The organism is Micromonospora sp. NPDC049101 (assembly GCF_040648675.1).
Lineage (GTDB): Bacteria > Actinomycetota > Actinomycetes > Mycobacteriales > Micromonosporaceae > Micromonospora.
In genome coordinates this window covers 50642-62778 of the sequence record NZ_JBEZED010000018.1, presented here as the reverse complement: position 1 = coordinate 62778, position 12137 = coordinate 50642, and the positions used below count along the sequence as shown (strand labels likewise).

General features: G+C 69.7%; 13 protein-coding genes. 6 read left to right on the top strand and 7 right to left on the bottom strand.

Features of this window, described 5'->3' with window-relative positions; translation table 11 throughout:
* Window positions 1-148: 148 nt before the first annotated feature.
* From AB0B57_RS23790 to AB0B57_RS23775, 4 genes are all read left to right on the top strand, one after another.
* Window positions 149-823, top strand: coding sequence for an NAD(P)-binding domain-containing protein (locus AB0B57_RS23790; protein ID WP_357073718.1), 675 nt, complete (start codon window positions 149-151; stop codon window positions 821-823).
* A 114-nt stretch (window positions 824-937) separates the two neighbouring features.
* Window positions 938-1864 carry a TetR/AcrR family transcriptional regulator C-terminal domain-containing protein gene (locus AB0B57_RS23785; RefSeq protein WP_357073715.1) on the top strand — a complete coding sequence of 309 codons (927 nt, stop codon included), beginning with the start codon at window positions 938-940 and terminating at the stop codon, window positions 1862-1864.
* A 50-nt stretch (window positions 1865-1914) separates the two neighbouring features.
* Window positions 1915-2751: an alpha/beta hydrolase gene (locus AB0B57_RS23780; protein ID WP_357073712.1), complete on the top strand. Its 837-nt coding sequence runs from the start codon at window positions 1915-1917 to the stop codon at window positions 2749-2751.
* A complete protein-coding gene (locus tag AB0B57_RS23775) occupies window positions 2744-3328 on the top strand; it encodes a WHG domain-containing protein (RefSeq protein WP_357073710.1) in 585 nt (194 codons plus the stop codon). The genes AB0B57_RS23780 and AB0B57_RS23775 overlap by 8 nt, the downstream gene beginning before the upstream one ends.
* A gap of 90 nt (window positions 3329-3418) precedes the next feature.
* Here AB0B57_RS23775 and AB0B57_RS23770 read toward each other — a convergent pair whose 3' ends face one another.
* Window positions 3419-3586, bottom strand: a complete 168-nt coding sequence (locus tag AB0B57_RS23770) for a hypothetical protein (RefSeq protein ID WP_357073708.1) — start codon at window positions 3584-3586, stop codon at window positions 3419-3421.
* Window positions 3587-3794: 208 nt separating this feature from the next.
* Window positions 3795-4394: a TetR/AcrR family transcriptional regulator gene (locus AB0B57_RS23765; protein ID WP_357073706.1), complete on the bottom strand. Its 600-nt coding sequence runs from the start codon at window positions 4392-4394 to the stop codon at window positions 3795-3797.
* Window positions 4395-4486: 92 nt separating this feature from the next.
* Here AB0B57_RS23765 and AB0B57_RS23760 point away from each other — a divergent pair, with 92 nt between their 5' ends.
* Complete coding sequence (locus tag AB0B57_RS23760) at window positions 4487-5941, top strand: DHA2 family efflux MFS transporter permease subunit (RefSeq protein WP_357073704.1); 1455 nt, start codon at window positions 4487-4489, stop codon at window positions 5939-5941.
* 47 nt (window positions 5942-5988) lie between these two features.
* On the opposite strand, the gene AB0B57_RS23755 is transcribed toward AB0B57_RS23760, so the two are convergent.
* From AB0B57_RS23755 to AB0B57_RS23735, 5 genes are read right to left on the bottom strand one after another with little or no spacing between them, the layout of a single operon-like run.
* Window positions 5989-6297 (bottom strand): metalloregulator ArsR/SmtB family transcription factor, encoded by a 309-nt coding sequence (locus AB0B57_RS23755; protein WP_357073700.1) that lies wholly within the window; start codon window positions 6295-6297, stop codon window positions 5989-5991.
* Window positions 6294-7133 (bottom strand): metal ABC transporter permease, encoded by an 840-nt coding sequence (locus AB0B57_RS23750; protein ID WP_357073697.1) that lies wholly within the window; start codon window positions 7131-7133, stop codon window positions 6294-6296. Before AB0B57_RS23750 ends, AB0B57_RS23755 begins: the two co-directional genes overlap by 4 nt.
* Entirely contained in the window at window positions 7117-8004 is an 888-nt protein-coding gene (locus AB0B57_RS23745; protein WP_357073693.1) for a metal ABC transporter permease, read from the bottom strand. Before AB0B57_RS23745 ends, AB0B57_RS23750 begins: the two co-directional genes overlap by 17 nt.
* Window positions 8001-8771 (bottom strand): metal ABC transporter ATP-binding protein, encoded by a 771-nt coding sequence (locus tag AB0B57_RS23740; RefSeq protein WP_357073690.1) that lies wholly within the window; start codon window positions 8769-8771, stop codon window positions 8001-8003. Before AB0B57_RS23740 ends, AB0B57_RS23745 begins: the two co-directional genes overlap by 4 nt.
* Before the next feature lies 1 nt (window position 8772).
* Window positions 8773-9762, bottom strand: a complete 990-nt coding sequence (locus AB0B57_RS23735; protein ID WP_357073687.1) for a metal ABC transporter substrate-binding protein — start codon at window positions 9760-9762, stop codon at window positions 8773-8775.
* Between the two features lie 205 nt (window positions 9763-9967).
* On the opposite strand from AB0B57_RS23735, the gene AB0B57_RS23730 reads away from it, so the two are divergent.
* Window positions 9968-12076 carry a bifunctional SulP family inorganic anion transporter/carbonic anhydrase gene (locus AB0B57_RS23730; RefSeq protein WP_357073684.1) on the top strand — a complete coding sequence of 703 codons (2109 nt, stop codon included), beginning with the start codon at window positions 9968-9970 and terminating at the stop codon, window positions 12074-12076.
* Window positions 12077-12137: the final 61 nt, after the last annotated feature.

Here is a 12137-nt window from a genome sequence, read left to right as displayed (position 1 = left end):
GTCTCACTGTCCGCCGGCGCGGCCTGGGCAAACAGATCAGCAGATTTGCTGGTAGCGGTGGTACCACTCAGCAGTGGTGTCCGGCGGGTACCTCTATCGTTTCCCCACTTGCCGGACCGCTCGGCCGGCCGAGACAGCGGAGGACATGATGAAGATCGGCATCCTGGGTACCGGCACGATGGCACGCACGCTGGGCGGGCGCTGGGCGGCAGCGGGCCACGACGTGCTGGTCGGCGGACGTAGCGCCGCCAAGGCGCAGCAACTGGCGACCGCCCTGGGGGCGCGGAGCGGTTCGCTCGCCGACGCGGCGCAGGCGGCGGACGTCACCCTGTTGGCCGTGGCGTATACGGCCGTGCCGGAGGTCCTCGACGCGGCCGGGGCGGGCCGGGGTGCACTGACCGGCAAGGTCGTCGTCGACTGCACCAACCCGGTGGAGTTGACGGGTTTCTCGGTCACCTCCGGCGCCACCTCGCTGGCCGAGCAGATTCAGCAGCGCACCGGCGCCCGGGTGGTGAAGGCGTTCAACCTCTGCGAGGCGAAGGTCTGGCAGCTCGACCCGCCCGCCTTCGACGGCCGGCCGCTGGTGGTCCCCTTCTGCGGCGACGACGAGGAGGCCCGGGCCACGGTCGGTGCGCTGATCGAGGATCTGGGTTGTGCGCCGCTGGCGGTCGGCGATGTCACGTACGCCCGGCATCTGGAGGCGATGGCCGCGCTAGTCATCTCACTGCTGTTCCGAGGACACGACCCGTACACGGTGTTCAACCTCGTCACGGCTGCTGACGAAGCCCGAGGGAGGGTGGCCGGGGCGCCTGCGCAGCGCTGAAAGAGCGTTCCAGGCACCTAGGCCCAGGGGTCCTGGTATCCGCCAGGACCGCCGGGGCGTTCCGCCTGCGGACTCGGCGGCCCGGGTGGCCTAGGCCGCGAGTTCTACCGCGGAGTGCGCGTCGCGGAGGTCGGCGGCGACAAAGTCGGCCACTCCTCCCTCGGCACGGATCTGTTCCACCACCTCCAGTCCTCGTTCGGCATTACGCCCGGAGACGATGACACGGACGCGCAACACGCGCTGGCGATCGTCGACCGGGATGGTTTGGCCGGGCTCACCATGCGCTCCCTCGCGGCCTCACCGCAGACCGGCCCCATGACCCTCTACAACTACGTCGAGAGCCGCGAAGCGCTTGAGGAGCTTGTGGTCGACGCCGTCTCCGCTCGCGTCGCGCTACCCGGGCCGACCGACGACTGGCTGGCCGAGACGCGGGCCGTGGCCACCGCTCTGTGGCGCACCTACCGCGCCCATCCGGCAGTCATTCCGCTCATACTCACCCGTCGCACCTCGTCTCGCGCCAGCCTCGTCCCCACCGAGACGCTCGCGGCAGCACTCGCTCGCGGCGGCCTGAAGGGCGTTGACCTCTTCGTCGCATTCCGCGCCGTCTCGGCGTTTGTCACGGGTATCGCGCAGAACGAGCTGGCTGGTGCGCTGACGCGCGAGAAGGATCCCGCCTCCGCCGCCGCGCATCGAAGCACTTGCGCAGGGCGCACTACCGACCCTCGCCGAGCTGGCCCCGGTCGGGGCAGAGTTCACCGGCCAGGAGTTCGAGCGGACGTTCCCGCATCCTCAGCCACCCATCATTGGCGCGTCCTGCGCGAGAGCGGGGTGCTGTTCGCCCGCAGGCAGGGCCGAGTGATCCGCGACGACCTGGATGCCAGGTTTCCCGGCCTGCTCGACGCCGTCCTCGCCGCCATGGCGAGCGGAGGCCTCACCCACCGTGCACGGCACTCGGTAGCCGCACGCTGTCCGTGCGCTGACACCGGCATCCAGACGAGGTGCGAGCGCCGTCGAAGAAGATCGCTTGACGCTTTTAGTTAACGCCACTAACCTGTAGCTAGCATCATTAACCAATCCTGTGGGAGGTCGTCATGACCGAGTCCTTGAGCATCGCCGGCAACAACCTCGCCTACGAGGTGTCCGGGCAGGGCCCTCTCGTGGTCCTGGCGCACGGCATCGGCGACAGTCGGCACTCCTACCGGTTCCTCGCTCCGGCCCTGGCCGGCGCCGGGTACCGGGTCGCCAACGTCGACATCCGCGGCTGCGGCGACTCCAGCCTGGGCTGGGACGGCTACAGCCGCACCGACATCGCGGGTGACCTCGTCGCCCTCGTGCGCCACCTCGGCGGTCCGGCCGTGATCATCGGCCAATCGATCAGCGGCGGCGCGGCGACCATCGCGGCGGCCACCGCGCCCGATCTGATCAACGGCGTCATCGAGCTGGCGCCGTTCACCCGCGTACAACCCTTCGATCTCGGCGGGCTGATGCGGGTGAAGCGCTTCCGGACCGGTTACAGCCAGATGGCGCAGGTCCTGATCCGGGGAAGTCTGGCGAGCTGGAAGAAGTACCTCGACGCGGCGTACCCGGTCAAGCCCGCCGACTGGGACGCCGAGCTGAGGCGCATCGAGGCGAAGCTGAGCGAGCCCGGCCGGATGAAGGTCCTGCAGGCCATGTGCAAGACCAGCCCGACCGACGCCGGCGCGCAGCTGGCCAACGTCACCTGCCCGGTCCTGGTCATCGAGGGCAGCCTCGACCCCGACTGGGCCGACCCCCGCGCCGAGGGCGAGAAGATCATCGCCGACCTGCCCAGGGGCATCGGTGAGCTCGTCGTCATCGACGGTGCCGGTCACTACGCACACGTCCAGACGCCGGATGAGGTCTTCGCGCTGGCCCGGCCCTTCCTCGACAAGACGCTGGCGAATGCCTAGGGCCCGGCTCACCGCGCAGTCGGTCACCGAGGCCGGCGCGGCCCTGATCGATGACATCGGCTTCGAGAACTTCAGCATGGGCCTGCTCGCCGAACGGCTCGGAGTCAAGACCCCCGCGCTCTACAAACACGTCACCAGCCAGGCCGATCTCGCACACCGGATAGCTGTCCTGGTCATGGCCGAGTTCGCTGACGCCATTCGCGACGCCATCCAGGGAAGGGCCGGCAGCGATGCCCTCGCCGCCGGGGCGCAGGCGATGCGGACCTACGTGCAGAAACACCCGGGCCGGTACGCGGCCGGCAATGCCGCCCGCCCGACCGGACCCGACGACCCGCTCGTCCCCGCCCTCGAACGGGTCGTCGCCTCCTGGGCGGCCATGCTGCGCGGCTACCACCTGGACTCCGTTCAGGAGATTCACGCCCTGCGGATGCTCCGCAGCACCCTGCACGGGTTCTCGACCCTGGAAGCGGCCGGCGGGTTCCAGATCGACACATCCGTCGACGACAGCTTCACCTGGATGATCAACTTTCTCGACCACGGCCTGCGTGCCGCCGCCAGCGGCACCCACGCCCGCTGACGGATCGTCGACGAACCGACCCGACCACATCGTCCCGGAGGTCCGACATCAGGCTCAACGCCGACACCCTCGACCGGTCGCTCGGGTGGATCAGCTAGGGGTGGCGACGGTGACGTTGCCGAACATCACTCCGAAGCCGCCCGCCGCCTTGCCGTCGCCGCGCCCGTTGATGCCCAGGGAGATCTTCCCGCTGGTCCGAAATCGGTCGCCGTACGGCCCGACCTCGCGTGGATCATGCGGCCTCAGCGGTGTACTCATCCCCGCGGTCCCCTTCGCCAGTGATCCGTCCCCGATCGAACGCCGACGATACTGGTACCTGGACCGACTGCCCTCCGGGTTGATGCTTGCCCGCGCCTCTCCGGTCGCGCACCGGTGAGCGGGCGGCACACGTGGGACATCCTGGTCAGCAGGACGACCACGGCACCTATGATGCCCAGTCGTTGGCACCGGGCGTCGCCGTCGGCCGCTACCCTTCGGCTCGTTCGGCCGCCTTGCCGTCAGGTTCGGACTCGCTTTCCGGATCGGACTTGTAGATGGTCGCGGCGATCTCCGACATCCACGTTTCCGGCGCGACCGCGTCGGGCCCGATGACGCGGATCGACGCCAGCACGGTGAGCAGCATCCCGGTGGCGAGGAACTCGCGGGTCTCCTCGGCGGTCGCCCCGGTCAGGTCCCGGACCAGCTGATAGATCCGGCCGAAGCAGGCGCGTACGGCCGAGCCGATCGTCGGGTCGGCGCTGGCCGCGTACCCGTGCAGCAGCACGGCGAGCAGGTCATGCTCGGCCAGTAGTTCGTCGTAGGCGGTGGCCAGGCTCGGCAGGTCCGCCTGTCGTTCGGCCGCCCGCCGGAACGCCTGCTCGATCCGGCCGGCGGCGTGCTCGACCGTGGCAATGAACAGTCGCTGCTTGGAGCCGAACAACCGGATCACGTACGGCTGCGAGACACCGGCCAGCCGAGCCACGTCATCGGTGCTGGTGCCGGCGTAACCGGCGGCGGCGAACGCCTTGACCGCTGCGGCCACCAGTTGTTCGCCGCGCTCGCTGGCGGTCAGCCGGGTCCTGGTCATCGGCGCTCCTTCAGAGGGACGTTGACATGTTATCAGTCGATAGCTACTTTCATTGAGCCTAGTTATCATCGGATAACAACAAGGAGCCTCTGATGCCCGGTGCAGACGCCGTCACCGAGAGCGCCGCCAAGCTTCCTCCCCCGCCCGACCGGCCCGACGGCCCTTCTCTGGCTGCGGTGCTCGCCGCCGTCGGCGTGCCGATGTTCATGGTCACCTTGGACAATCTCGTCGTGACGACGGCCCTGCCGGTGATCAGGACGGAACTCGGCGCTTCCCTGACCGACCTGCAGTGGTTCGTCAACGCGTACACGCTGCCCTTCGCCGCGTTGCTGCTCACCGCCGCCGCGCTCGGCGATCGGATCGGCCGTCGCCGGCTCTTCCTCGCCGGCATCGGCCTGTTCACGGTGGCCTCCGCCGCCTGCGCCCTGGCCACCGAACCGTGGATGCTCATCGCCGCCCGGGCAGTCCAGGGAGCGGCCGGAGCGGCCGTGCTGCCGCTGTCGCTCACCCTGCTCGCCGCCGCCATCCCCGAGCGGCTCCGCAACGCCGCCATCGGAATCTGGAGCGGAATCAGCGGTCTCGGTGTCGCTGTCGGCCCACTGGTCGGCGGAGCGGTGGTCGAAGGGCTGGACTGGACGTGGATCTTCTGGCTCAACCTACCGGTCGGACTGCTCGCCGTCGGACTGGCCGCGATCACCCTGCGCGAATCACGTGGCCCGTCATCCCGGCTGGACCCGGCCGGCCTGGGCCTCTCCATCGTCGGCGTGCTGGCCCTGGTCTGGGGCGTGGTGCACGGCGAGGAGCACGGATGGACCTCGACCAGGGTGGTGGCGGCGCTGGTCGGAGGCACCGCGCTGATCTGCGGCTTCCTCTGGTGGGAGCGGCGCACCTCGGCCCCGATGCTGCCGCTGCGGCTCTTCCGTTCCCGCACCTTCAGCCTCGTCAACGCGGTGGCGTTCACGTTCTCGGTCGGCGTCTTCGGCTCGGTGTTTCTGCTCGCCCAGTTCTTCCAGGTGGTGCAGGGACTGAGTCCGCTGGAGGCAGGGATACGCACGATGCCGTGGACCATGGCGCCGATGGTGGTTGCCCCGCTGGCCGGGCTCCTGGTGGGCAGGCTCGGCGTCCGCAACCTGATCGTCGCCGGTCAGGGCGCCCTCGCCATCGCACTCGGCTGGCTCGCCCTGGTCAGTACGGCCGACGTCGCCTACGGCGTGCTCGCCGTGCCATTGGCGCTGGCTGGCATCGGGATGGGACTGACCTTCGCCCCGATCAGCACCGCGACCATGGCCAGTGTGCCGGAAGGCGCCCGGGGCGTCGCCTCCGGCACCAACAACTCGGTCCGCGAACTCGGCGTGGCCGTCGGAGTCGCTGCCCTCGCCTCGGTCTTCGCCGCTCGCGGCGGGTACGCCACCGGCGCGACCTTCGTGGACGGCCTGAGGCCGGCGGTCGCGGTTGGCGCGGCCGTGGTCGCCCTCGGTGCCGTGCTCGCCCTCTGGCTACCGAGAACCACCCCGGTCGACATCGGAACGCCGAGCGGGGAGCGCTGATGGACAACGGTGTGCCGACACCGGCACGTGGACCTGCCGTGCGTTGGTCAGGCTGAGTGCTCGGCGTGGTGCAGCACTTCCTCGACGAGTCGCCGGGTGGCCTCCCCCTGCAGCGCGTAGGTGACCTCTCGCCCGCGACGTCTGCGCCGGATCAACCGGGCGTCCTTGAGGTACCGCAGGTGCCGGGCGATGATCGTCGAGTCCGCCGACATCGCCGCCGCCAGGGACGCGGGCGTCTGTTCGCCGTCCCGCAGCAGCACGAGAATGTGTATCCGGTGCTCGTACGCCATGGCGCGCAGCACGACCACCGCGCGGTCCAGAGCGCGCCTCGTCTCGTCGAGGTGTGCGGTGCTCATGCCGTGGACGCCCGTAGGCGGGCGGTCGCCGTGTGCCCGAACGTGACCAGCCGGGACAGCACTGTCGACAGTGCCAGGATCGCGGTGGCGGTCAGGGTGATGCTCGCGCCGGCGGCGACGTCCCAGCGGCTCGACGCGTACAGGCCGCCGAGCCCGCTGAGCGCGCCGAGAGTGACGGCCAGGGCGGTGATGATGCCCAGCCGGTGCGACCACTGGCGCGCCGCCGCCGCTGGCGCGACGATGAGGGCGAGGGCGAGGATCGTGCCGATGGCCGGAACGATCGTCACAACCGCCACCTGGATGGCGAGCAGCAGCACGACGTCCCAGGCACCGGTGGCGAAGCCGGCGGCCTGCGCGCCGTCCCGGTCGAAGCCGGTGTAGCGCAGTGGTCGGGCGCAGGCCAGCAGGACGCCCGCGACGACGACGAGCACGACCGCGGTGGTCACGAGGTCCTGCGGGCTGACGGTGAGGATCGATCCGACGAGGAACGAGGTCAGGTCCCGGCTGAAGCCGTTCTGGGTGGCGACGAGCCCGGCGCCGAGGGCGAAGCCGCCGGAGAGCAGGACGCCGGTCGCCGCGGCCGTGTGCTGGCTTCGTCGGCGGCTGAGCGCGGCGACGCCCAGCGCGACGATCGCACCCGCGACCACGCCGCCGACGAGGATGTTGACACCGATGATGGAGGCTGCCACCACCCCGGGGAACGTGGCGTGGGTCAGTGCCATGGTGAAGAAGGACAGTCGGCGGAGCACGACGTGAACGCCGACGAGTCCGGCGAGCGCGCCGGCGAGCAGTACCTCGGCCATGGCCCGGTGCAGCGCGTCATCCCACCAGTTCATGCGGCGATCTCCTTGCGTCGGAGGCGATCCGCCCGTGGTTGCGCCTGGAGCGCAGCGCGCCCAGTGGAAGGAGCAGCAGGTAGGCGAACACGAGCAGCAGGACGACGGCGGAGGCCGAGGTCAGGGAGATGCCGTAGTCGACCGATGCGGTCCAGCTGGCCAGCAGGCCGCCGTATGCGGCCAGGAGGATGAGGCCGGTGCCGATCACCGCCATCAGTGACAGGCGGGTGGTGAGCATGCGGGCCGTCGCGGCCGGCACGATGAGCAACGCGACCACGAGGATGGTGCCGACAGCGCGTACCGCGGCGACGACGACGAGCGCGACGATGATGTTGAGCAACAGATCGAGCCAGGCGATCCGGAAACCGACGGCTGCCGCTCCGACCGGGTCGAAGGTACGGAAGATCAGGGCGCGGGCGCTGATCACCAGCAGCCCGAGGATGACGACCGCCAGCACGGCGGTCTCCGCGATCTGGCGCGGCGTCACCGTCAGGATGCGCCCGAAGAGGAACGATGTCAGATCCGAGGTGTACGAGGAGCGCCGCGACACGAGCACCACGCCGATCGAGAACATGGCGGTGAGTACCACGGCGGTGGAGGCATCGTCGGACAGCGCCCCGCCCCGGCTGAGCAGGGTCAGCGCCACCGCGGTCACGACGCCGGCGACCAGCGCCCCGACGACGATTCCCTCGATGCCACCGGCCAGGAACCCGATGACGACGCCGGGGAACACGGTGTGCGTCAGCGCGTCGGAGACGAACGACAGGCGGCGGGCGAAGACGAAGACACTGACCGGTCCGCAGACGAGGGCGAGCAGCGCGAGCTCGGCCAGGGCTCGCCCCATGAACGGTACGGTGAACGGCTCGATCACGGCTCCACCAGCACTGTCCGGCCGTCGGCCACCTCGACGGCGTGTCCGCCGTACGCGCGGCGCAGCGTGTCGGCGGTCAACGTCTCGTCGGGCGGGCCGACCGCCCACTGTCGGCCGTTGAGCACGCAGACCGTGTCGGCGAGTTCATGCGCGACAGTCAGGTCGTGAGTGCTCAGCACCAGGGTGGTCCCGACCGTGCTGAGTTCGCGCAGGACGGACAGGATGGCTGCCTGGCTCACCGCGTCGACGCCGTTGAACGGCTCGTCGAGCAGCAACAGCCGTGGCTCGGCGGCGATGGCGCGGGCCAGCAGCACCCGCTGGCGTTGGCCACCGGAGAGCACTCCGAAGTGTGTCCTCGCGTGATCGGCGAGGCCGAGGCGGTCGAGCGCCTCGTGCACCGCTCGACGGTCGGCGGTGCGGGTGGGGCGCCACCAGCCGATGCGTCGGTAACGGCCCATCATGACGACCTGGGCTGCGGTCACCGGGAAGTCGGCGTCGAGGGAGTCGGTCTGCGGAACGTATCCGGTGCGGGTCCGGGCCTGGGCCGGTGTGCGCCCGAGCACGGTGGTCGTGCCGGCGAGGACCGGCACCAGGCCGAGGATCGACTTGATCAGCGTGGACTTACCGGCGCCGTTCGGTCCGATCAGGGCCAGGCGCTGCCCGGGGACCAGGTCGAGGTTGACGTCGGTGAGCACGGGCGTGCCGTGGTAGCCGACGCTCACCTCGGCGTAGCGAAGGGCGGCGTCGGCCACCGCGACATCGCCCATGTCAGCCGCCCAGACCCGTGACGATGACCTGGGTGTTGTGCCGCTCCGCACCGAGGTAGGTGCCCTGGGGCGTGCCCTCGGCGCCGATGCTGTCGCCGTAGAGGGCGTCCGCACCGCCGATGACCTTGACGCCGGCCTGGTTCGCGATCGCCTCGGCGCTCTTGGGTGGCAGTGACGTCTCCGCGAAGATGGCCTTCGTACCGGTCGCCTTGATCTTCGCGACGAGTTCGTTGAGCTGCTTCGCGCTCAGCTCGGCGGAGGTGTCGAGGCTGGGGATGACCGAGCCGATGAACTGCAGCTTGTACCGGTCGACGTAGTAGCCGAAAGCGTCGTGGTTGGTCACAAGCTTGCGCTGGTCGGCAGGGATCCGGGCGAAGGCGGCCTCGTTGTCGGCGTCGAGCTTGTCGAGTTCGGCCGTGTAGTTCTTCAGATTGCCCGCGAAGGCCGCGGCGTGCGCGGGGTCGGCTGCGGCGAGGCCCTTCTCGATGTTGGCGACCATCGTCTTGGCGTTCAAAGGGTTGTGCCAGATGTGCGGGTCGTGCTCCTCGCCCTCGTGCCCGCCCTCGCCCTCCTCGTGGCCGCCCTCGCCCTCCGCGTGGCCACCCTCGCGCAGGGTGACGCCCTGGCTGGAGTCGACGACTGTGCCCTTGAAGCCGGCCGATTCGATGGTCTGGTCGAGCCACTCCTCGAGGCCGACACCGTTCTTGACGACGACGGCGGCCTTGCCGATGGCCTGGATGTCGGCCGGCGTGGGCTCGTAGTCGTGCGGGTCCACGTTCGGCTTGATGATCTGTGTGACGGTGACATCGCCGCCACCGATGGTGCGGACGAAGTCGGCCACCTCGGGGGTGGTGGCGACCACCGCCAGCCCGGTGCCGGCCGAGGCGTTGCTACCGCCCTCGGCGGTGTCGTCACCCGAGCCACAACCGCCCAGAAGAACAAGCGCGGCGGCGGTCGCCGCGGCGATGATCGTGCGTTGTCCATGCTTCACGAAAACACTCCGTTCCTGAGACCCGGAACGGTAATCGTTTTCGCTAAGTATCGTCTAATAGCGAGATGACCACACGTGCATGTGTCGCCCCCGCGCTCGGGGATCGGGCGGTCGACCCTCAGGCCACGGCCGTCGCCCGGAGCCGCACCTCCCAGGACGCCACAGGTGTAATGCCTCGTTAACTCTGCGCAGGTACATTTCCGGAATGTCCGCCCTCAAGGCATTCCGACATGATCTTTCCGCATCGATCGTGGTTTTCCTGATCGCGATCCCGTTGTCCCTGGGTATCGCTGCGGCGTCAGGGGCGCCGTTGCTGGCCGGGCTGCTCGCCGCCGTCGTGGGCGGTATCGTCGCGGGCGCACTCAGCGGAGCTCCGCTGCAGGTGAGCGGGCCGGCGGCTGGCCTCACCGTGATCGTCGCGGGCACCATCGTCGAGTTTGGCTTCGCCGGCACCGCCGCGATCGTGGCCGTCGCCGGAGGGGTGCAGATTCTGTTGGGCGTCACCCGCCTCGGCCGGGCAGCGCTCGCACTGTCACCGGCAGTTGTGCACGGCATGCTCGCCGGCATCGGGCTGGTCATCGCCCTGAGCCAAGTTCACGTGGTGCTCGGCGGCGCGCCCCAGAGCTCCGCGTGGGCGAACCTGCGTGACCTACCCGGTCAGATCGCCGGTCACCACGGGGTGTCCGTCTTGCTGGGTGCGTTGACCATCGCGCTGTTGCTGATCTGGCCACGTCTGGTCAAGACGACTTTACTCCCGGCGGCACTGATCGCGGTGGTCGCCGCCACCGTTCTCGCGACGGTCCTGGGCCTCGACGTGCAGCGGGTAAATCTGCCCGCCGAGCCACTCAGTGAACTGACCACCGCCCGCTGGCCGGAGGCACCGCTGCGCGAGATCGCCGTGGCCGCTATCACCATCGCCCTGGTCGCAAGCGTGGAGTCCCTGCTCTCTGCGGTAGCCGTCGACCGGATGCACGACGGGCCACGCGCCGACCTCAACCGGGAACTCATCGCCCAGGGCGCCGCGAACGCCGTCTCGGGCACGCTGGGCGGCCTGCCGGTCACCGGCGTCATCGTCCGCAGTTCGACAAATGTCGCGGCCGGCGCCCGCACCCGAGCCTCGGCTATCCTGCACGGCGTCTGGATCGCTGTGTTCGTGCTGCTCTGCGCCGCGGTGCTGGAGATGATCCCGATAGCCGCGCTCGCCGCGGTCCTCGTGGTCGTCGGCCTGCGGCTGGTGAGCCTCGCGCAGATCCGCACTTATGCCCGGCACCGGGAACTGCCCGTGTACCTGATCACCGCGGCCGCTGTCACCGCCACCGACCTGCTCACCGGCGTCGGCCTCGGCATGGCAGCAGCGGTGCTGTTCATGCTGTGGCGCCTCGCCCGCTGCGAGATCCGGACCACGCAACCGGCACCCGACACGTGGCTCGTGTCGATCTCCGGAACCCTGGCGTTCATCGCCTCCGGGCGGCTCACCCGCCGACTCGCCGCGCTACCCGCCGCCCAGCGGGTGGAAGTCGAACTGCATCTGGACTATCTCGACCACGGCGCCTACGAAACCCTCCGCGACTGGCAGCAGTCCTACATTCGAACCGGCGGTGACGTCCACATCAGCGAGGTGCACGACTCCTGGTTCCACCGCGCCGCCTCCGACCGACTCGGCGCCGGCAAGAGCACCCCGCGCTTCCTCGGCTCCTGGTCGAGGTGGCAGGGTGCCGACCGCGACCGCCAAGGCGCCATGGCAGCCGGCATCCGCGAATTCGAACGCAGCGTCGCGCCGCTTGTCCGACCCGAACTCGCCGAACTCACCCACAACGGCCACGCACCCGACCAACTGTTCATCACCTGCGCCGACTCACGCCTGGTACCCAACCTCATCACCGCCAGCGGCCCGGGCGACCTGTTCTGCGTGCGCAACGTCGGCAACATCGTGCCCGCCAACGACGCCCCCGACACCTCGGTCGCCGCCGCGATCGACTACGCGGTCACCGTCCTCGGCGTCACCACCATCACCGTCTGCGGGCACTCCGGCTGCAGCGCGGTACGAGCCCTGATGAGCGGCACGACTGACACCGACTCGGCACTGGGCCGCTGGCTCGCCCAGTCCGGTGCGCACTTCGCCGACCCGACCGACGAACAAGCCTGCTGCACCGCCAACATCACCCAGCAACTAGCGAACCTGCGCACCCACCCCACCGTCAACGCCGCCGTCGCCGCCGGCCGCCTCACCCTGACCGGCATGTACTTCGACATCGCCCAAGCCCGTATGTACGCCGTCGACTCCAACCGCCACCACCACCCCATCTCCACCTGAGCCAGGTACTACCCGACCGGCCCACCCAGTTGAGGCGTGGCGCTGAGGCGAACCAGAGCCG